Here is a 22,218-nt window from a genome sequence, read left to right as displayed (position 1 = left end):
TGATTTACCAAGAGTTCTTATACAATGTTTACGGCACATTTATTTGTTCTATCTCCCCTCTGGAAGTCCGATCATTAGCCGCTACCCGTGAAATAATTTCCGCAATGATCTCAGCCAGTTTTAAAACCATATATAATCTCGTACTATTTAAGGAGTGTACAGGTGTTAATGGATCCAGAGTATTTACAATGGCCTTCAGATGATAGTCACCCACACTCGGCAGAACCCGATTTACTGCATTCCCCGGAATAAACGACCCTTCTCTTATTAAAATATAGCCGATTTGCCGTTCGTCCCCGAGGCAGGCGTCTATGCCAAATATAAACGGTTCATGATGCGTTTCCTTGATTTCTTTAAGAACCGTTTTGATATTTAATGCGTGAACAGGATCCTTTAGAGTCCCATATACCGTATACGGAATGTTCTTTTCTATAAGGAGCTTACCTGTCAAGGGTCCAAGAGAGTCTCCTGTTGACCGGTCCGACCCGATGCACAATATAACAATTTCCCTGGATGTGCTGTAAAAGATCTGTTTCAGCTTCGATACCATCTTTTCAATTTCCGCTTCTTCCGTTGTTTCTTTGATGGAAATGTAACTTGCTGCATTGATGACATTTTTCTTCGATTTGCTGGATGAAAAAGGCCACATTTTGGTCCCCCCTTTCCCGGTAAAAGGTTATATATTCCGAATCAGCATTAAATAAAAACTAAAATGACAATCGTTCTTAGTTTATATAATGACAGAAGCAGTTGTAAATTTTTTAGCCGGTATATTATGTAATACCCTGACTTTCGGTCACATATCCTCGGACTTTTTTTATATCTATTTTTAATCATAACCGAAGCCCAAGCTGAAGTTCAGCACCTTTATAAATCCGTTTGAAGAATATTTTAGATACCTAAACAAAACATACTTTTTATGGAGGTGAGATTAAAATGAAAAAGGATAAAATTAATGAAGGAATTGATAATCAAAATGGTTCTTCCCAGGATATAATGATACATCGGGTTAATCAAGTTTTTGACAAAATGGCTGAAGTTGTAAGGGGGATGGTTGGTGAGAGCAATAGCAGAAGGTATAAACGATAAAAGAAGCTGGCACCATGACCAGCTTCTCCATTTTGTTAAAACCCTGAAGATTCCACAGGTACTATCCCATTATAATCTGTCCAATAGCCTGCTAAAGGATAAGCTGGGATCTCATTCCATTTCGCAGGATCCACTTTATTTACCTCTCCTGTGACATAGCCATAAACTAAGGATTTTAAAGCTAAATAGTTTTGTTTTGTTAGATATCCGTTTGATTTCTGCCCTAGGCTGCCATCGCTTGAATTGCCTTTTGTTTCAAAAAATATGGCCGGATGGCTGTGATTGTCAGGATTCAAGTCGTTATAGTTCAATCCCATCATCATGGCCGATACAACTCCGCCCTTAATGTCGATGTCATAGCCAACCTGTTTCCCACTATCAACAATTTGGTAACGGTCAATATGCGTGTAGCCGTATCCTTTCATTTCATCATACACATATGCCATCATCTGTTTAGTAATATCATTGTACTTTGTTTCATTTGGCAATGTTGGCCCGTCTGGTGCTAAGGATATTCCTAAGGAGAATGATGTCGCTTCATTTGTTCCATATATTTTCTTTAAACCTTGATGATGCAAATCAATCGCAAAATCCGGCTTCAATTCTGCCCAATAAGAATACACAACTTTTGATTCCTTGGCTTTAAAGCCTCCCTCTACCCAATCGCGATTTAGGTCCAGAGACTGGCCTGTTTCCATAATCTTTGTGCCACGGGTATTCATCTCTGCGCCATCAGGATTGTACATCGGAATGAAGTATAGTGTGGACTCTTCCAGAACGGTCTGTACTTCTTTGGAATTGTTGCTCGAATAATTTTTTAACAGCTGAAGCGCTGCCTCTGTAACAAGTTTTTCATTTCCATGGATTTGAGCCTGAATCCAGATTTTCTTTTCTCCTGTTCCAACCTTGGCAGCATAAATGCTTCTGCCCTGCTCCGATTTTCCAAAGCGATCAAGTGTAAAGACTTCAACCTTCCCTTTGCTTGTCTGTTCAATACTGTTAAGCTCTTTCACCACATCTTCATAGGAAAGCATGCTGTTAATGTTCGTGTTTCCATTAGTTGATGGCCCTCCTGGTACTGTTGCCGCAAAGGAAAGCGATGAAAACAGCAAAATAAAAAATGCTGTCAGCAAGCTTATTCTCCCTGCTCCTTTTTTCATATGTATTCACCCCTTCTTCGCCCCTTTCTTCGGGACTCTAAAGAAAGAATAAGGGATGGGCTTGTCATTAGATAGAGAAAAAAGAATGAATTTTCCAGCAATTTTAAATACAGTTTTTCAATGTTTAGCAGAGTGATTGAGAAAAAAGAACTGTTTTATTCTTTAAATCGATAAAGTGAGACAAAAAACAACATATTCCACCCATCCATTTTTCCTATAATTGGATTTGAAGTTCATCTAATAAAAAAATAACTATTTCGACTTTCGAAAAAGGTGTTATAATACTATTTATAAAATTTTACAGAAATGAAGGCGAGTTCGTTTGAAAAAGAGATTATGGCTTATTTATGGAATGCTTACTTTGGCTACTGCAACATGGGGCAGCGCATTTATTGCCGGCAAGTTTGCTGTTCAAAGCTTTGAACCTGCAACCGTTGCACTTTTGCGTTTTTTGGGAGCTGCCATCCTGCTTTTTCCGCTCATGTGGATTATGGAGAAAGACCGGAAACGACCAAATTTAAAAGATCATGGACTGTTTGCTATCTTGGGCCTGACAGGAATTGCGCTGTATAATATTTGTTTCTTTCTGGCCACAAAACACGCACCTGTGATTAAAAGCTCATTATTCATTGCGTCAAACCCGGTTCTTATCGTCCTTTTATCTGGACTATTTCTTAAAGAAAAAATTACCAAAAATCACATCATTGGAATGGCCGTTGCTTTGACAGGTGTAGTGTTTATTATTACAGACGGACATTTGCTCACTCTTTTCCAATATGGCTTTGAACCAATTGATTTTGTATTGCTTGGCGCTGTCGTAAGCTGGGCTATTTATAGTGTTGTAGGAAAAGTGGTATTGAAAAAATTCAGCTCAGTGGAATCGACCACATATGCAGTTGCCTATGGGACCTTATTTCTTTTGCCCTTTGCATCTGCAGAAACAACGTGGATGGATCTTCAGCAAGCCAGCTTTACGACTTGGGCTGCTATCGCTCATATGAGTATCTTTGTTACGGTGGTTTCGTTTGTCATGTATTATAACGGAATTAAAGAGGTCGGAGCGGCCAAGGCTTCCATTTTTATAAATGTGATGCCTGTGTCTGCTGTTATAATGGCTACAGTATTTTTGGGTGAAACGTTCACCATTGCGCATGGAATAGGCGCAGCCTTTGTTCTTACGGGAGTATATATAGGAACAAACGCGAAAATGTTCCAAAGAAAGATGAATAAACAAACCATGAAAAATAAAACTGCCTAGTAATTTATAAGATTTTAAATTTCTTAATCCTGCAAGGAGAAACAATTTATGATTCATACACTTACAATAAAGGACGAAAATCTCCACGGTTCTTTCAGCAATGAATATAAACCTGCTCTAACAATTCATTCCGGTGATTCCATTCGCCTGCAAACACCTGATATCCAATGGGGGTACTCAAGCTCGAAGGATAATGAAAGAACCACTTTTAATTCCAAAGAGAATGAGGAGAAGCCAGGTCATCCAATGGTGGGCCCCATTAAGATTCATGGAGCAGAGCCAGGGATGGTTTTGGAAGTAAAAATCAATGATCTTGTACCCGGCTGGTATGGCAGAAACTGGGCAGGAGGCAATAAAAGCTGGCAGAATGATCAGCTGGGATTAACAGGAACAGAACGCATTCAGCTTGATTGGGAACTGTCTCCCGCAAAAATGACGGGCACCTGCCAGATTGGAGGGCGTCCATTTCATGTGGCGCTTAATCCATTCATAGGATTAATGGGAGTTGCACCTGCAGAATCAGGTGTGCATTCCACCTCCCCTCCCCGTTATTGCGGCGGAAACATAGATTGCAAGGAACTTGGCAGAGGAAGCACTTTGTTTTTGCCGATTTCTGTGGAAGGTGCGCTTTTTTCAATTGGTGACGGCCATGCAGCCCAGGGAGATGGAGAAGTATCTGGAACAGCAATTGAATGCCCTATGGATCTGGTTGATATTACCTTAACGGTTAGAGATGATATAAAGCTTTCCTTGCCGAGAGCCAAAACACCGGCTGGGTGGATTGCATTTGGCTTTAATGAAGATTTAAATTTAGCAGCGGCGGAAGCTTTGAATGGAATAGTTGAATGGATCCAGGAGATGTATAAACTAGGAAAAGCGGAAGCATTAGCTTTATCAAGCGCCGTAGTCGATCTAAAAGTTACCCAGATAGTCAACGGGGTAAAGGGAGTCCATGCTATCCTTCCGCATGGGGCAATCAGATAAAATTGAATCAAAAGGCTTGTTTCCCGAATTGCGGTAAACAAGCCTTTTGTTATTTAATCATGATCATAATAGCTTTTTTGTTTATGTATAAACGAACGGGCGAGTTCAATTGCCTTTTGAGCATCGCCTTTTTTTGAGTAAAAGTGAAAAAGCTTTTTCTCATAGTGGTCGATTAAAATGCCGTAGCCAATATTTTTAAAGTATGGCAGTGCTGTTTCTTCAATAAATTGATAGTAATGCTGTTCTTCATTTTTCAATAGATGAAGATGTAGCTGAAAATAAATCCAGGTATATGAATCACCCGCTTTTGCCCTCTCCAAGCCTTCTTCAGCTAATTTTATTAACTTATTTCGGGACTTGAGTTTCCCTTTATAACAGGTATGGATATATCCGTCCAAAGCAGTCAGATAGTGAGGGGAGTTTTCAGCGGTAAGCTTTAGTGCTTCTTCATAGAGACCGGCTGATTCCCGATATTTCTTCCGGCGAAAATATTCAAATGCCAGATTATGATAAAGCTTGGATTTACGATCACCTGAATTACATGCATCACAAAGTTTTATTAGCTGTTCATATTTCTCCTTCGTTTCATGAAAATCATGAAGTTCCTTCGCATTTAACTGAACAATAAGCAGCATTTCTGTATCAATAATGCGGAGAATGTTTAAGGTTCTTTGAAAATATTGAAGAGCCTTTTTGCCATAATAATAGGCTGTGATATTGGAATGGATTGAGTGGTAAGCAATCGCTAAATGGTAATAGTATTCTTCGTAGCTATACTGTTCTCTGTCAATGGAAGCTAAACAGCTGATACAGTCACGGTATTGCCCTGTAAGAAAGTAATAAATGCCCTGGATATGCTTCAGCAGATTAGCATCATGGGGTGAAAAGGGAGCGGAAGCTTTGGTAAGATCAGAGATTAATTCTGATGCTGAAATCAAATCGTTCACAGATAAATAGTATCTGGCTGACAGCAGGCGATATAGAGTTTGAAAGTCAGGCATATGAATCAGTTTTTCAACCTGCACTTCCTCTTTTATCTTTTCAGATTCCTGTATTCGCTGCATGATCATGCTCTCATGCCATTCATTCAGCCTCTTTGCAAGCCGATGATATCGAAGAATTTCCTCTTCGTGATTAATGCCGAGCCTCCTGGCCAGAAGCTGTGTTATTTCTCCGGAGTATTCGGTAATTCCGCGTTCAATTTTACTCAAATGGGTTACAGAACAAATCCCTTCCCCCAGCTGACCCTGAGTTAGACCTTCTCTTTCCCTGTAAAACTTAATTATTTTCCCAATGATCATGCTGCACCTCGGTATTCAAGTTTCTATTATTATAGTGAAATCACCAGTGATTTTCTATAGGTTAATAGAAACAGGCAGGAGAACGTGTCTCCCGCCTTCTGTGAAATTCTTATTTTTCTTTTGGCTCCAATCCAATCATTTTCAGGAAATCTGCAAGACCTTTTTTCCCGATTGTTTCTTTCGGCTGATTTCCTTTTCCTGCTAATGAGCCTTTCGTTAAGAAATTCTTTTCAATCCATCTGACATCGGATTCATCGACTACACCATCCTGGTTCATATCCAGATGAGCATTTTTAGGGTTTTCTTCTCCATAATGTTCCACAGCTTCTTTCAGGTCACGGATATCGATTACCTGATCCTGGGTAACATCCCCTGCAAGGTTATCTTCAGGATTAATTCTGACGTATAGACCGTGATACTTTCCATCTTTCTCGATGCCGGCTGAAACATTTTGAAATTCTGTCAAGTGGCCAGGAACCTCGATATAAACCGTATAGGCCTCTTTTGCTGCTGGCACAATGACATCAAACAGCCCTCTGCTATCCATAGTTCCTTCATAAATTTTTCCATCTGCCGCTTTGGCATAAACCTTTGTTTTAAGCTTGGTAAAATCGTATTTGCTGTCAACCCAGCCTCCGGAAGTTAAGAAAGCTTCCGGTGCTATATTGCCTGAAATACGTGAGTGAGTTGATACAAGTTCAAAATGGTTTAAGCTGTAAGCGGGAATGGTTATGGCTTCTGACTGACCTTGCTTATGATAAGAAAGTTCCTTTAAGCCAAAGGATGCAAATCTTGCATAGCTGGTGTCGTCCACCATTTTAAAAGTAACATCAAGGAATGGCATGTCTCCGCTGATCCCTTCAAAGCCTTCTTTTAAAAGGGCTGCTCCAACTTTTACACCAGAACCCGTGACAACTGATTCATCTATTTTTATTTCTATGCCATTTTGATCTGCAAACTTCTGAAGCACAGGATTTGCTTTAACCTCCTGCAGCTCAAAATAGTCAAGAAGCGGCTGTATTTCATAAGAACCTGAAATAAAGTTCTCCACATTATTTAAATCAAGGGTCACGGTTATTTCGTCATTCAGCTTCAAGCTGCTTTTATTAAATCGGCTGGCTGCGTATTCAGTACCTTCCTGCATAAATACATACCGAGGAGATTTAAACATATTGGCTGCTGTTGCCATATCCCATGGAAATAGCCTTAACTGGTAAGGAGTCGTTGCATATTCTTCAGGAAGCACACCGAACTTCGTAGCGCCATCGTCATCCAGCGGCAGAAATCCGCTGATAAATGGTATTTCACTTTCATAATAAGCAGCTGTATTGGTTTTTTGAGTATAATCCATTCCTTTTGATTGCAATAGGTCAACTGTTTTGTCGGTCACCTTTCCATGAACCCAGAATGCTTGGTGGCCATTTTCAGTTGTTAACATGCTATCATTTATTTCAATCACCCCCGGTTCAATGTCGAGATCCACTTCCGGCGGAGTGTTGTCTACAATACCGACACTTTCTTGATGATAGGTTTTTCCTTCTGCATCCCGGCTGATCAAGTCAAGAACATATTCACCTTCCGGCAGTTTCTGAATGTAATCGGCAATCGGCTGCTTCTTATTCCCTGTGAATGGATAAACAAGCCCTCTGTGCCCAAAGTATATGAGGTATTCTCTATCAGGCAGGGCTGCTCTGGCATCATAGCTTCCTACAATGCCGATAGCCTTTCCAGTTTTTGCATCCTTTACAACTAAATCGAATGTCTCCATTGGGCTTTTAAACTTAAAGACATAGTGCGTACCAGGCGAATAGTATTGGTGCATTGGTGTATCAGTCGTGATAGACGGCTGTAGCGGTTCTGCAAACTCGATGCCTTTATCAGTCACTCGGATCGCAAATGGAATTTGATAGCGTTCCTTTGGATTATCCTGATTCACCACATGGATATATCCTTCATAACGCCCGATTTCAGCTGTTTTCGGGATTGTAATTGCTGCCTTTAATTGTTCCGTTTTTCCCGCTCCGATTGTAACCGATGCTGGAAGGTTTACTTTAATATTATTTTTTACCCCATCCTGCACACCGTTCCGGGCTGAATGATATTCAACTGTTACATCATAGGATTGGTCCTGGCTACCTTTGTTTATCACTTGAAGTGTACGGCTATCATTTATATCAGCACTGTCCATATAGTGGTTTCCATAGCTGATGGAACCCGTGATTTCATCGGCCTCAACGTACTCACCGTTTTCAATATGCTCTGTTTTATCGAGCACCTTAATTGAAACGTTTGAGTGAACGGCCTGATAGGCATCCACACGGCCGGCGCCAACTTCATACACGGAGTAATCCTTCTTTAAATCATCCGACGTATTTATTAGTGCGATTTTTACATCGAATGGATCAAGATTCGGATTATCCTGAAGCATGAGTGCCGCCACGCCAGCAATATGAGGAGTGGCCATGGACGTACCATTTAGGCGTGCATAGGCAGATGTGTAATCCTGGTCATCTTCTGGATGGTTCATAAACTCCGGATAGGTTGAGAAAATGGAAACCCCTGGTGCCACGAGGTCAGGCTTTATATCGTAGTTGCTATTCACAGGGCCTCTTGAACTGAAATCGGCAAGAGTGTCTCCTTCCGTCTTAACCACTAACAACTGGTCAAATGCTACAGAAGCTCCCGGTATGCCTTTTAAATACTCCCCATCCGCCTTTGAAAGCTGGAATGTCGGAATATACTTGGTGCTCTCACCTATGTAGGCTGGAATTTCGCCCTCCGTATTATTAAAAATAATAACAGCTGCTGCACCGGCATTTTTGGCATTTTTCACTTTTTCCTCAAATGTTAGCTCTCCGCGTTCAATGAGGGCAATTTTTCCTGCAAGATTTTTCCCAGTGAAATCTTGCGGAGTGCCCAGGCCAGTAAACACAATTGGATAAGATTTCCCTTCTAGTGTTTTTAAATCATCCGTGAAGTTTTTGGCTAATAATTTCATAGATTCGAAAACCTTCCCAGCCGCACTAGCTTTAAAAGCTGGAATGGAAATGGAGGCATCACTTGCTCCTACCGTAATTCCGAATGCACTCGTACCAGGTGCACCAAGCGATTTTTCATATGGGCCCGCATTTCCTGCTGCTACAACGGAAACGACTCCGGAAAGCATAGCGTTATTAATTGCAACCGAAGTAGGATATAAAGGATCGTTTACGCTCGCTCCAAGTGACAGATTGATCACATCCATGCCATCTTCTACTGCTTTATCAATACCAGCAAGTACCCCGTCAGTCGTTCCGGATCCATATGGTCCAAGCACCCGGTAGGCATACAGATCAACATCCGGTGCTACTCCCCTGACGGCATAATCTACACTATTTTCTTTTTGGGCAGCAATGGTTCCTGATACATGCGTTCCGTGAGAAGTATAGTAGGCAGACCCTCTGTAATCAAATTCAGGCTGATTGGATTCCTCCCACTCATTGTAAGTAGCTTCCATTGGATCAGCATCATTATTGATAAAGTCCCAGCCTTTAACAGTGCTTGGATCAACGGTTTTAGGGTTTTGACCGTTTTCTGTACGGTATCCTTTGTAAGAACCTGTTAAGTCAGGGTGTGTATAATCAATTCCTGTGTCCAGCACTCCCACCTTGATTCCTTTACCGGTAACCCCTTCATCGTGAAGCTTATCCACACCGATTTGGGGAATGCTGTCTGCCATCTTTGGCTTCATTTTAGATTGTTCTGCTGAAGGAAGATCCAGTTGGACCTGTGCATTGCTCCAAATCCTTTTTACTGTGCCTGATTGCAGGAGTTCTTCCACCGCTATACCCGGCAGTGTCATGGAAACTCCATTAAATGCATTCCTGTATTCGCGTTTCACTTCAATTTTACTGGCGTCGTACAGTAAACTGCCTTTCTTCGATTTCAGCTTGCTAACATGGGTATTGAATTCATAGTGAGATTTGTCAACTTTTTCTTTAGCTGCATGAAGAGAAGATTTTTTGCCTTTTAAAGCTTCTTTCTTTACCTCCACCTTTGCAGGAGCCTGGTTAAATTCCACAATGACTTCGACCAGCTCGGGAGTGGATGTATTTACTTCAGGAGAAATAACAAAACCAGGGCCTATCTCTAGCTGTTCTAAAGCATCCCTTTGTTCTTTAGAGAGGCCGCTTAAAATTTTTTCCGCTTCGTCCACCGAGATCTCCGGCTTCTGAGCAAGCACATTAAATGGAATGGAAGCAGTGAATAATAAACTTGCAGCAAGAGCCCCTTTTAATAGATTATTGCGTGACTTCATATTTTTCCTCCTGCGGTTTAATTGATAGAAAAGTAAGAATACTTACTATGTTTATCTTAAATGGGAAAGATGTGAGCAGTAAATTGGGGTAATAAAAGAGGTACATTACTACTGAATTTCTAATTTTCAACCGTCAATAATCACGAAAATAGGATAAAGAGCATCTTAATAGACAGAAGAAGAAGATAAAGGTGAAAGAATGGAAAATTGATTACCCCAAATTGAGCGATGAGGAAAGTTATTTTGGGGAAACTTATTTTCTGGCATTATGACGAAATTTCTTTTCGATACTTCTTTATTAGTCGCCTTGTGTTGCTTCATGGTGACTATTTACCTCGCCTCCCACCCGTTTTTGTCGTCGTGAACGCTCCATGGCGACCGCTTTCCTCGCATCCCTTCCGTTTTAGTCCTCATGAACGCTCCATGGCGGCCGTTTTCTTTCACTAATGGACCCTTCAGAAAATCTAGCAATTAATTAATTTACAAATTAACACAAAAAGGACACTCCCCAAATCAGAAGTGTCCAATCTAAATATCTATTATTTTGAAGCGACACTGCCCTGGAACACACGGTTTAACGCATCTGCCGCCTGCTCAATTGAATTTCTTCCCTGCTCCAGTACACCCGCCATCCAGAAGAATCCATGGATCATGCCGTCATATCGTTTGGCTTCAACCGGGACGCCGGCTTCTTTCAGGCGTTCCGCATAGGCTTCACCTTCATCGCGCAGCGGGTCAAATTCTCCAGTTAACACCAATGCAGGCGGCAGTCCGCTTAGGTCTTTTGCCTGCAGAGGAGATGCATATGAATTTTTTCCATCCTCTTCATTCCGCAAATAATGATTCCAGAACCATTCCATGCTGTCTTTCGTTAACAGGTAGCCGTCTGCATTTTCAGTATAGGATTCTGTTGCATAAGAATGGTTAGTTACTGGATAGATCAGCATCTGATAGGCAATTGAGATTTCACGCTTGTCTCTTGCCATAAGAGCCACAACGGCTGCAAGGTTTCCGCCGGCACTATCGCCGCCAACGGCAATGCGGCTTGGATCCACTCCAATGGATGCCGCATTTTCAGCTGCCCACTTGGCTGCAGCGTACGAATCATCCGCAGCAGCAGGAAATTTATGCTCTGGTGCAAGTCTGTAATCTACCGAAACGACCACGCAATTCGCCAAATTCGTTAACAGTCGGCAAGGAACATCAACTGTCTCAAGGTCACCAATTACCCAGCCGCCGCCATGATAGTATACCAGCGCAGGAAATGGACCTTCTCCTTTAGGAGTATATATTCGGACAGGGATTTCTCCTCCAGGTCCCGCAATTTTCTTATTTTCAATCTTCCCTACTTCCTCCGGCTCTCCAGCGAGAGCACTGAAATCTGTGGTAAGGCGGGCTTCCTCCGGTGATAGCTGGCTCATCGGAGGAGCTCCTGCTGCCTCCATCTGTTCCAATAAAAATTTTGCCTGCGGATCTAATGCCATAATTATTTTCCCCCTATTAAAATATTTATTGACAGGGCAGGAGTATGCCTGCCCAATCTATACCCACTACTTAACAGTACTTTTTTCAGGTGCTGTCAGGATAAAACCTTCATAGCCTTTTTCGGCGACTTCATCACAAATCTTCCGGTAGGTTCCTACACCGCCAAGATAGATTTGAAAGCCGCGGGCTTTTCCTTCGATATTGGCACCCATGTACCAGGATTCTGTTTTGGTAAACAAAGTCTGATCGGCGATTTCACGGCAGTGCTTGCTCCATGTATTTTCCGACTCTTCTTTGACTTCAATGACAGCCTGATTTTGTTCCCGCATATAGCTGATGCAATCAAATACCCACTCCACATGCTGCTCAATTGAAACCATCATATTGCTTAATACGGACGGACTCTCAGGTCCAGTCAGCATGAACATATTCGGGAAACCTGCTGTGCCGAGGCCAAGATAGGTTCGGGTTTGTGAGCCGACTGCCCATTTTTCTTTCAGGGAGACGCCGTTTTTCCCGCGAATATCCATCTTAAATAGCGGTCCAGTCATCGCATCAAATCCTGTGGCAAACACAATCATGTCAAACTCATATTCATTATCTGCAGTCTTAACGCCTGTTTCGGTAATCTCCTGAATCGGTGCCTTTTTTACATCCACCAGCGATACGTTATCCCGGTTATAGGTCTCAAAATAATCTGTATCTATGATGGTGCGTTTAGTACCATAATAGAACCTCGGAAGGAGTTTTTCCGCAACTTCAGGATTTTTAACTGTTTCGCGGATTTTAGAGCGAATGAATTCAGCCACAATCTCATTCGCTTCCGATGAGATGGACAAGTCATTATATGCGTAAGATAGCTTAAGAAGTCCTCCTTCTTTCCAGGCTTCCTCGAAAACTTTTTGCCTTTCTTCAGGAGTTTCGTCAAAAACGGAAACATTTCTTGGCTCCTCCGGTATGCCGGTTATGGAATGGCGCATTTTTGCTCTGATATCCCCGTAATTTTTCCGTATATTTTTCAGATGTTCAGGATCATTCGGCGTATTCCTGGCCGGGCTGCTGTATTGCGGGGTCCGCTGGAATACGGTCAAATGCCCGGCTTCTTTTGCAATAACAGGAATTGCCTGGATACCGCTGGACCCTGTGCCAATGATGCCAACCCGCTTCCCTGTGAAATCCACTCCTTCATGCGGCCAGTGCCCGGTATGATGCCATTCGCCTTTAAAGTTTTCCAGCCCTTTAAATTTAGGTACATTGGACGCTGACAAGCAACCTACAGCTGTAATAAAATATTGTGCAGAAACCTTCTCACCATTATTTAATTGTACGTCCCACCTATTTTTCTTTTCATCATATTGTGCGGACTGCACCCTTGTATTGAATTTCACATCACGCCGCAGATCAAACTTATCTGCTACATAGTTTATGTAGCTTAATATTTCAGGCTGTTCGGCGTATTTTGCCGACCAGCTCCATTCTTTCAGTAGTTCCTCAGAAAAAGTGTAATTATAGTAGATGCTTTCAACATCGCATCTTGCGCCGGGATAACGATTCCAATACCATGTACCGCCGACATTATCGCCTGCTTCATAAACCCGGGTGGAAAAACCGGCCTCCCGCAAACGATGCAGCATATACAATCCAGAAAAACCAGCCCCTACGACAACAGCATCAAAATCCGTGAGAGAGTTCGATTTTTGAAATGATGACATACTTTCTTCCTCCTCATGATATTAATTTTTATGAAAGCGATTACATTTTCCTTTTTACTAAGTTCCTCCTCTCCAGTACTTATAATTTTTAACTATAACTAAAGCTTACTATCATTCATTTGTATTGAATATTCATAATTTTCTATATATAATATCCCTATAAGGAAGGTGTTAATATGGCAATAGAATCTACCATTTTGGATAATATCCAGAATTTAGAAGATATCGAGAGTCATGAGGAGAAACTGTATAAAATTTTAGAGGTTTATATGAACATTTTTCCTGTTAAAAACGCCTATTTATTTCGTTATTCACCTTTAGGTTTTATTGGTGAAGGTATCATCGCTATTACATGCCACGGATTAATACATATTAGAGATATCAGGGATGATGTTCGTTCATTGCCGCTCATTTACTCCGCCCTCTATGAAAGAAAAGCTAAATATTGTTCGGGGATCGAATACCTCAAGCAAATAAACATCAAATACATAACAACTTCCAATGTCAACTCCTTCCTTGCTATCCCCATTTGCTTTGGTGCAGTCCCTATCGGCTATATTTGCACAAACGAATTTGACGAACAGGGAAAAATTTCTGATCAGCAGCTTTCCTCTTATACACAGTTTGGTCAGCACATTGGAAAAACTCTTGAAAAAACAGAAGGAAAAGAAGATGCCCGGCTATTAAGCAAAAGAGAAATGGAGGTCATGAAGAGGATTTCCTGGGGAGAAAGCATAAAGGAAATGGCTGATTCCATGTTTATCAGTGAAGTCACCATCAACCAGTATATTAAAACAGCTATCAGGAAACTGGGAGCACAAAACCGGACACAGGCAATTGCGGAGTTATTTCGACGAGGGATGATTTCGTAATTCGCACATGTTCAGTTACCGCACCAAAAGGCCCTTTTCTTAAAGAAAGGGGCCTCTTTGGGCTGTTTATTTCTCCATCATTAATTTCAATATCAGCTCATCCGTATGACGGGTTCCTTCATTTCCTAATTTACAGAAACTCTCGATACTTTTTTCAACATCATCGTGAATAAATCCATCGGTTGATTTGATTTCCTGATCGTTGAGTGCAAGAAGGGCAGACTGCACAGCTACATTAGAACAGGTAGACACTTTCATGGCACAGCCTGCTTTAGCTCCGTCACAGATCATTCCAGAAACATTCCCGATTGTGTTTTGAATGGCTGCTTTGATTTGGTGAAGCTGTCCATCGAGCAAATATACGATGGCTGCACTTGCCCCCATTCCTGCAGCAGTTACACCGCATAATGCAGAAAGCCGGCCAAATTTGGATTTAATATGAATGGTTATCAGATGACTGAGTGCCACTGCCCGAATCATTTTTTCATTTGTAACCTTAAGTCTGTCTGCAGCAGCAACAACTGGTAGAGTGACTGCGATTCCCTGGTTGCCGCTTCCGGTGTTTGCCATAACAGGCAATGTGGAGCCTGCCATTCTCGCATCTGACCCAGCTGCAGCCAAAGACATTGCAGCAGTGGCAATATCATCCGACAAAATCCCCATTTCCACATTCCTTTTTATCGTTTTCCCTACCTTTAGGCCGTATTCACCTGATAGGCCTTCCATTCCAATGATCCGATTGAGCTCAATACTCTTTTTTACAAGTGATAAGGAACTGATTTCCGCACTAAGCACCCATTCATATATTTCATCAATGGTGAGTGCAATTAATTCATCTTCTTCAGATTGGATTCCTATATTTTCACATCCACCCTGGTAGATAACTTCTCCATCAACCTCAATTAAAGTAATATTGCTGTGGTTATCAGAGATTACGACTCTGGAAGTGTGGATATCAGTTTTTAATACAGTTTCGATATAAAGCCTTTTCGGTGACTCCGCCTGCAGGGAAGTTACTTTTCCTTCTTTAATAAGTTTAAGAGCCAGCAGCTCATCTTCAGGCCCTACTCCCTCTAATACTTCCAGCTTTCTTGCAGGGTCCCCTGCCACAGCGCCAATTGCCGCTGCGAAATCAAGACCATAGGAACTCATGCCCGGAATTCCGACTGATTTAGCATTTTTGATGATGTTTCCGCTCGCTTTTAAGCATAGCTCTTTTATTTCCCCTTTAGCATGGCTCTTTGCAGTTGCTGCAGCGAGTGCGATCGCGACAGGTTCCGTACATCCAAGGGCAACCACTAATTCTTTTTCCAGAATTCTTAAGATCTTGTGCTTCTCCATTTTTCATACCCCTAATTGTTTAAAGTAAAAGAATAAACTTTAACTATTATAATCCAAATAGTGATAAATTAAGAGAGGCAATATTTCCTTCCAACATGAAACTCTTCGGATTCATTAAACCAGGAACAGCTCTGTCTGTTTAATCTTTGCTGAATAATGAACTTAAATTCTTCAATGTATATAATCTCCCCGTCACCATAAACAGGCTGTTATAGTTTCTTTGTACATATTCATCAATTATTATGAGACCTGTTAAAAATTGATTCACCAAATAATTTGTGTACTTTGGATCCCAGACGAAACGGTTGATTCTGATCAGCTCATCTGCGAGGATATGAAACTTAAAGTCTTCAGCAATCAGTTTGATTTGTCTTAATTTGCCGGTATCCATATAGAAGATATTTTTTTCGAGATTTTTATTCAGGAATGTCAGAAAGTCATTAATATTTTCAGCGAGCATCGTTGCTTTTTGCATTTCATGTTTCACAATCATACTCTCCTTTATTCTTTGTTCTGTTTAAGAAGAATTTATGAAAGAGAGTATGATCTTAATACAGCAAAAGGCCAGGAATCAGTTGCTCCGGCCTTTTGTAATTATTTTATTTAAATACAGTGTGATGTTCAGCATTTCAGGTCAGGTTTATCCTTTCCCAAGCATGTCCTTAAGCGGATCCAGACAGTTCTTTTTCTCTTTCACCCAAACCTCTCAGCCCTCAAACGGATTGGCAGTGCCCAAATAGAGATTGCCTTTTTCAGAGACAAACAGATTCCGGCATCCATAATTTTTCGGATTTCCGAGTCCGTTAATCCTTACGGGAAACCAGTGAATTCCATCAGGCGACTTCCACAGGCTAAACCCAAATGTCAAGCGGGTTGCCGAAGAAATCAAGGCAAAGAAAAGATCAGATATACATTCGATCGGCAGTGAACGCAATAGTGGATTCTCGCTCCATAAGCTTTTCAGCACCTCGGGCAAAAGCGGCGGAATAAGGTCTGTCCAGTCCCAGGTTCCAAGATACAGCCAGCCATTATATTCTTTCAGCTGCCAGCAATAGCCATTGGCAATATTGCTAAATCCCGATGGAATTCCGCTTATGGCCGTACCTCTTGTCCCTGTTTCAGGGTTCGATTGTTCAACAGGCTTGCTTCCAATGACCAATTCCCATTGATCATTTTTATTGATTCGAATTAAGTCAAAGCCCTTTGGTGTTACTAGCCGATCATTCGGATCAAGGCTAAAAATGCCAAAATAAACGGCTGTACCAAGGTATAGATATCCTTTATAGATTTCGAGGCTTAATGGCACCTCATTCCTTGCATCGCCTGCTCCTTTGTCAACAACCTTTACCCATCTGTCTGCCACAGGATTCTCATCTTCGGATCGCCATAACTGGAAGCCTTCCGGAAGGGCTGTCCCAATATACAATCTATTATTAAAGCTCGACATAATAATTCCATTACCCTGAGGATTTTTTTCGGGATCCCCTGACAGATCAATTTGCTCCCAGCCATTTTGTTCGGGATCTTCGCTCACATAAAGCAACGTATTGGAGACCTGAAGCTCGTTTCCTGGAAGCGCGGCCAAGTAAAGTTTATTGTTATGAACCACCATTGTTCTCGTTGATCCGCCCTGCAATAAGCTTGGCAGGGGACGCCACCCTTCTTCATCTGTATATTTCAAAACAAGCAGGTTTGGACTAAAAGTTGCACAACCCGCATATAAAGCCTCTTCTCCAGAAGGTGATTTATAGGAGATCATAAATCGGAAGCCAACTATTCCAAGAGAAGGTTCTTTAAAGACGCGTTCCCATTCCCCGCAGCCATCCTTCCTATAACGCCAGATTTCACCGCTAAAGTCAGGATTCGTTGGAGTCAATTCCTCAGGCACTTCGATATCGCCAAAAATAGCTCCGCTCGAAAGGACCGAGTAGACTATATTACGGCCTGTCCCAACATAAAGATACTCTCCAAACTCGGCAACAGACCATGCGTAATTGTTCTGCATGGCATTGTCTTTACAGCACTGGTCCTATCAAATCCGTTAACCGGGGTAATCTTCTTAAAGCCAGATACATTAAACCCCATTGTTTTTACACCTCTTTTCGCTTTTTAATAGACTATGCGAAAGTATGAAAAACGCGGGGGCACATGTCTTGGACAAGTGTGAATTTACCGGGAAAAGGAGAAATGGGCTTAGAGTGTTACCCGATCAATGGCTTCTATCACAGGAAAAGGATAAATCGACACCAATAGAAGTGCAGAACCAAAAAAACAGCCCCATTTACAAAAATGGGGCTGATGAATGAAAGTGCTATTGTTTTTACTCGATAACTTTCCCGGTTTGATGCAGTTTATTTCAGCAATCCTTCCTTCTCAAGATACTCCCTTGCTGTTTCTTCAGGACTCACACCATCTACATTTACTTTGTAGTTCATTTCACGCATTTCATCATCGCTGATTTTTCCATCCAGCTTGTTTAAAGCTTTAACCAGCTCCGGATGGTTTTCAGCGGTTTCTTCTCTCAACAGCGGGGCGCCCTGATATGGCGGAAACAAGTGTTTGTCATCCTCCAGGACAGTGAGGTTGTATCTGGCAATTTCGCTATCTGTAGAATAAGCATCCACCAGGTTGATTTCACCTTTTTCGATTGCTCCATAGCGCAGTTTAGGCTCCATGGTTAAAACAGTTGGAAATTCTACGCCATATAGCTTCTGGATGCCACGATAGCCATCTTCCCGATCCGAGAATTCAAGGGTGAAGCCGGCCTTTATGTTTTGCTCGACTGATTTTAGATCTGAAATTGATTGCAGTTCATACTCTTCAGCCAGTTTCTCAGGCACTGCCAAAGCATACGTATTATTGTAAGCCATCGGTTCCAGCAGCTCCATGCTGAATTGTTCCTTCATTCCTTTTCTCGCCTGCTCATATACCTGACCGGAGTCTGTGCTTACCGCTGTCTCTTTTAAAAATTCCGCAATAGCTGTACCGGTAAACTCAGGATACACGTCAATACTGCCAGACTTCAGAGCATTGAAGACGAACGATGTTTTTCCTAACCCTGGTTTTAACTCGACATTAAGATCGGTTTCATTTTCAATCAGCAATTTGTACATAGTGATCAGGATTTCCGGTTCTGAACCAAGTTTCCCGCCGATGACAATCTTCTCCTCCGGTTGATTTGCCAAAAGAGGAATCGCCATAACTAATATCATCGCACCAATGAATACTCCAAGTGCTGTGAGCGATTTTTTAAATGACATTTGCTCAAACCGGCGCAGCAGCATATCAAAAAGGATTGCCAATATGGCTGCAGGGATGGCCCCAAGTATAATCAGGGCCGTGTTGTTCCGGTCAATTCCCAGGAGAATCAATTCTCCTAAACCCCCTGCTCCAATTAAGGCTGCAAGAGTGGCTGTTCCGACTATTAAAACCATCGCGGTACGGATCCCGGCCATAATGACCGGCATGGCAAGAGGAAGCTCTACCTTCATAAGCCTTTTGCGCCTGTTCATCCCCATTGCCCTTGCAGCTTCGATAATAGAATCGTCCACTTCCTTTATGCCTGTATATGTATTTCTCAAGATGGGCAGGAGGGCATATACGACTAATGCGATAATGGCAGGCACTTTTCCAATCCCGAATAAGGGGATCAATAGGCCAAGCAGCGCTAATGAAGGTATGGTCTGCAATACGGCTGTTACACCAATGATTCCTTCTGCGATTTTTTGCTTTTTTGTAAGATATATTCCAAGCGGGATGGCAATCAGGACTGCAAAAAATAAAGCAATGAGCGAAATCTGGATATGTTCAATCAGCACACTTGCTAATTGGCCTTTTCTTTCACTAAAAACTGAGCTTAGGGTGTTCATGACTTCACCTCTCTTTGCATGCTGCCTGCCAATTTACGAATAACAGCCTGCCTGTTAACCAGTCCAATGATTTCCCCGTCCTCTTCCACAGCAAGTTCATTATTAGCGGCCAATAAGCTAAGCGTTTCTTTGAGTGAAGCCGAGACTGGAAGGACTGCCATGCTCTCTTCTGTTTCTGAAATCGGCAGAAGGATGTCATGAAGACTAAACCCCTCTATATAAGGCCCCTGTTCTTCCCCTACGAACTGCCTGACAAATTCGTTTTCCGGATGCGCAAGCAGTTCTTCAGGTGTGCCAATTTGCACGACTTCCCCGTCCTTCATAACACAAATGCGGTCGCCGAGCTTTAAGGCTTCCTTCATATCGTGTGTAACAAACACAATGGTTTTCTTTATTTTTTTCTGAAGGCTGATTAGGTCATCCTGAAGCTTTTCCCTGCTAATGGGATCCAGTGCACTAAAAGGCTCATCCATCAGGATGATGGGTGGATTGGCTGCCAGTGCTCTTGTTACGCCCACTCTTTGCTGCTGCCCTCCTGAAAGTTCATGCGGCTTTCGGCTCCGGTATATGTCAGGCTCCAATCCGACCATTTCCAATAACTCATCAATCCGTTCTTTAATTTTCACCTGCTCCCAGTTCTTTAACTCCGGTACGATCGCGATATTTTCCCCAATTGTCATATGTGGAAAAAGGGCAATTTGCTGAAGGACATAGCCTATATTCCAGCGGAGCTCATGAATGTCATAGTCACTGATCCGTTTGCCATTTATGGAAATCGTTCCTGAAGTCAAAGGAATCAGCCGATTAATCATCTTCAGAACAGTGGTTTTCCCGGAACCGCTCGGACCAATAATCACGAAGAACTCGCCTTCTTTTATATGTAAATTGATTGAATCAACAGCTTTGGTACCATCCCGATACTGTTTCGACACATGGTCAAACTGAATCATTGCTCCACCCCTCTAATATGTTTACGTCTGAATTATTCCCATAACAAATTTCTGAAAAACGGTCCTGCCCGCGTTTTCTTTTTAGCTGTTATACTATCATACAGATAGACAGGAAACATTTCCAATCCTAAGAATCCAAAGAAAAGACAGCCTCCTGCATTGGAGGCTGCCAGTGTTTAAGCGGGATAACTTTTCAGGTTCTTAAAGAGGTCCGGAAAGTCTTTTCTGATTGCTTCGCGGATATCCCCGAATGCAAGATGGCGAATGGGATAGGTTTTTACTTTCTTTAAGGTGGAATGCGGGTTTCCTATAAAAATATTAACGGTCTCTTCTAAAAATCTTTCCTGTTGAAACATATAATTGTTTCGATTTTCAAAGACTTTGTTTTCCGTTTGCTCATAAATAACGTAATAGTTTTCGATGATTTCACCACGGAACATTTCCTGCGTCTCAATTACTTCGTATACTTTCATCGGTATCAGTCTCCCCTTTAAATAAATTCAAGTGACGAAGTTGATAAATTCAATCCCATTGGCAAAATCTGCAGCTTTATATTTTGGATACTATGATGGATTTCACTTGAACATGCCTACGCATATTAATTTCATTCTATTGGCTTATTATTTGGTTCTGTATAATTTCGATTCGGGCTGCACCTGTTTCCTGTGCTGCTTTTATTACTGCATCCCTTACTGCAGGAACAATCCGGCTGTCAAGCGGCCCTGGAATAACATAATCAGGTGTCAGGTCTGTAGCATCGATTAATCCGGCAATCGCATCGACAGCTGCCATTTTCATTTCTTCATTAATTTCAGTAGCTCTGACGTCCAGGGCCCCTCGGAAAATTCCAGGGAATGCGAGGACATTATTCACCTGATTCGGCAAATCGGATCTTCCTGTTCCAACGACTTTAGCGCCTGCCGCTTTCGCCTCATCCGGCATGATCTCAGGAATTGGATTAGCCATGGCAAAAATAATGGAATTCGGACTCATCGTCTCGACCATTTCCTTTGTTAAGGCACCGGCAGAGGAAACCCCGATGAACACATCGGCGCCAATGATAACATCCTCAAGCGCTCCTTTACGTTTTCCTGGATTGGTGATTTTCGCGACAGACTCTTTGACAGGATTCATTCGCTCCTGCCTTCCTTCATAAATCGCTCCCTTTGTATCACACATGATGATTTCTTTTGCTCCCATATTAAGGAGCAGCTTGATAATCGCAATTCCTGCAGCACCCGCTCCATTGATTACGATTTTTACTTCATCCATTTTTTTGCCGGCAAGCTTCAGCGCATTGATTAACCCTGCTGCTGTTACGATCGCTGTTCCATGCTGGTCATCATGAAAAACGGGGATATTCATTTCCTGCTTCAGCCGTTCTTCAATATAAAAGCAATTGGGTGCCGCGATGTCCTCCAGGTTAATGCCTCCAAAGGAAGGCTGCAGCAGCCTGACTGTTTTAATGATTTCTTCGGGATCCTTCGTATCAAGGCAAATTGGAACGGCATCAATCCCTGCAAAAGCTTTAAATAATGCAGCCTTACCTTCCATAACAGGCATGGAGGCTTCAGGGCCTATATCCCCAAGTCCCAGAACAGATGTGCCGTCAGAAATCACAGCGATTAAGTTTCCTTTTATTGTATAATCATAGACCTTCTCAGGCTGGTCATGGATTCTTCGGCAAGGCTCTGCCACTCCTGGGGAATAGGCTAAGCTTAAATCCTTCATGCTGTTCAGCGGCATTTTTACATCGACCGTTAACTTCCCTTGAAACTTCTCATGAAGCAGTAAAGATTCCTTCTGCAAATCCATTCTATCCATCTCCCTTATTGAATATTGTTAATTTTCAGTATTTGTTGTAGATTATTATATAATGAACGTCATCCATAAATGAAAT

Annotated in this window: 17 protein-coding genes; 4 read left to right on the top strand and 13 right to left on the bottom strand. The window is 42.1% G+C overall.

The window, feature by feature from the left end:
• Positions 1–28: 28 nt before the first annotated feature.
• Positions 29–649, bottom strand: coding sequence for a spore protease YyaC (gene yyaC, locus NAF01_RS10265; RefSeq protein ID WP_250802222.1), 621 nt, complete (start codon positions 647–649; stop codon positions 29–31).
• Positions 650–936: 287 nt separating this feature from the next.
• Here yyaC and NAF01_RS10260 point away from each other — a divergent pair, with 287 nt between their 5' ends.
• Positions 937–1,089: a hypothetical protein gene (locus NAF01_RS10260; protein WP_250802221.1), complete on the top strand. Its 153-nt coding sequence runs from the start codon at positions 937–939 to the stop codon at positions 1,087–1,089.
• Positions 1,090–1,124: 35 nt separating this feature from the next.
• Here NAF01_RS10260 and NAF01_RS10255 read toward each other — a convergent pair whose 3' ends face one another.
• A complete protein-coding gene (locus tag NAF01_RS10255; RefSeq protein ID WP_250802220.1) occupies positions 1,125–2,249 on the bottom strand; it encodes a M14 family zinc carboxypeptidase in 1,125 nt (374 codons plus the stop codon).
• Positions 2,250–2,601: 352 nt separating this feature from the next.
• Here NAF01_RS10255 and NAF01_RS10250 point away from each other — a divergent pair, with 352 nt between their 5' ends.
• Together NAF01_RS10250 and NAF01_RS10245 are read left to right on the top strand one after the other, a co-directional pair.
• Positions 2,602–3,507 (top strand): DMT family transporter, encoded by a 906-nt coding sequence (locus tag NAF01_RS10250; RefSeq protein ID WP_250802443.1) that lies wholly within the window; start codon positions 2,602–2,604, stop codon positions 3,505–3,507.
• Between the two features lie 48 nt (positions 3,508–3,555).
• Positions 3,556–4,491: an acetamidase/formamidase family protein gene (locus NAF01_RS10245; protein ID WP_250802219.1), complete on the top strand. Its 936-nt coding sequence runs from the start codon at positions 3,556–3,558 to the stop codon at positions 4,489–4,491.
• A gap of 53 nt (positions 4,492–4,544) precedes the next feature.
• Here NAF01_RS10245 and NAF01_RS10240 read toward each other — a convergent pair whose 3' ends face one another.
• From NAF01_RS10240 to NAF01_RS10220, 4 genes are all read right to left on the bottom strand, one after another.
• Positions 4,545–5,792, bottom strand: coding sequence for a helix-turn-helix domain-containing protein (locus NAF01_RS10240; RefSeq protein ID WP_250802218.1), 1,248 nt, complete (start codon positions 5,790–5,792; stop codon positions 4,545–4,547).
• Between the two features lie 109 nt (positions 5,793–5,901).
• Positions 5,902–10,089, bottom strand: a complete 4,188-nt coding sequence (locus tag NAF01_RS10235; RefSeq protein ID WP_284709503.1) for a S8 family serine peptidase — start codon at positions 10,087–10,089, stop codon at positions 5,902–5,904.
• A gap of 539 nt (positions 10,090–10,628) precedes the next feature.
• On the bottom strand, positions 10,629–11,573 hold the full coding sequence (locus NAF01_RS10225; RefSeq protein WP_250802217.1) for an alpha/beta hydrolase: 945 nt from the start codon (positions 11,571–11,573) through the stop codon (positions 10,629–10,631).
• 66 nt (positions 11,574–11,639) lie between these two features.
• On the bottom strand, positions 11,640–13,286 hold the full coding sequence (locus NAF01_RS10220) for a flavin-containing monooxygenase (protein ID WP_250802216.1): 1,647 nt from the start codon (positions 13,284–13,286) through the stop codon (positions 11,640–11,642).
• 176 nt (positions 13,287–13,462) lie between these two features.
• Between NAF01_RS10220 and NAF01_RS10215 the strand changes: the two genes are divergently transcribed.
• On the top strand, positions 13,463–14,158 hold the full coding sequence (locus NAF01_RS10215) for a response regulator transcription factor (protein ID WP_163141457.1): 696 nt from the start codon (positions 13,463–13,465) through the stop codon (positions 14,156–14,158).
• A gap of 66 nt (positions 14,159–14,224) precedes the next feature.
• Here the strand turns inward: NAF01_RS10215 and NAF01_RS10210 are convergent, their stop codons facing one another.
• The 7 genes from NAF01_RS10210 to NAF01_RS10180 all read right to left on the bottom strand — a co-directional run bounded on the left by NAF01_RS10210 (position 14,225) and on the right by NAF01_RS10180 (position 22,133).
• Positions 14,225–15,499 (bottom strand): L-cysteine desulfidase family protein, encoded by a 1,275-nt coding sequence (locus tag NAF01_RS10210; protein ID WP_250802215.1) that lies wholly within the window; start codon positions 15,497–15,499, stop codon positions 14,225–14,227.
• A gap of 139 nt (positions 15,500–15,638) precedes the next feature.
• Positions 15,639–15,992, bottom strand: a complete 354-nt coding sequence (locus NAF01_RS10205; protein WP_048008865.1) for a hypothetical protein — start codon at positions 15,990–15,992, stop codon at positions 15,639–15,641.
• Positions 15,993–16,205: 213 nt separating this feature from the next.
• The gene (locus NAF01_RS10200) at positions 16,206–17,504 is read right to left on the bottom strand and encodes a Kelch repeat-containing protein (protein WP_250802214.1); all 1,299 of its coding nucleotides are present in this window, start codon (positions 17,502–17,504) and stop codon (positions 16,206–16,208) included.
• A 346-nt stretch (positions 17,505–17,850) separates the two neighbouring features.
• Complete coding sequence (opuFB, locus tag NAF01_RS10195) at positions 17,851–19,368, bottom strand: osmoprotectant update ABC transporter permease/substrate-binding subunit OpuFB (protein WP_250802213.1); 1,518 nt, start codon at positions 19,366–19,368, stop codon at positions 17,851–17,853.
• A complete protein-coding gene (locus tag NAF01_RS10190) occupies positions 19,365–20,318 on the bottom strand; it encodes an ABC transporter ATP-binding protein (protein ID WP_163141472.1) in 954 nt (317 codons plus the stop codon). The genes opuFB and NAF01_RS10190 overlap by 4 nt, the downstream gene beginning before the upstream one ends.
• Positions 20,319–20,494: 176 nt before the next feature.
• Positions 20,495–20,791, bottom strand: a complete 297-nt coding sequence (locus NAF01_RS10185) for a hypothetical protein (RefSeq protein WP_048008869.1) — start codon at positions 20,789–20,791, stop codon at positions 20,495–20,497.
• Between the two features lie 136 nt (positions 20,792–20,927).
• Positions 20,928–22,133, bottom strand: coding sequence for an NAD(P)-dependent malic enzyme (locus tag NAF01_RS10180; protein WP_222496867.1), 1,206 nt, complete (start codon positions 22,131–22,133; stop codon positions 20,928–20,930).
• Between the last annotated feature and the right edge of the window lie 85 nt (positions 22,134–22,218).

Origin of the sequence: Cytobacillus firmus (assembly GCF_023657595.1) — a bacterium.
GTDB lineage: Bacteria > Bacillota > Bacilli > Bacillales > Cytobacillaceae > Cytobacillus > Cytobacillus firmus_B.
This window is presented reverse-complemented; position numbering and strand designations above follow the sequence as displayed.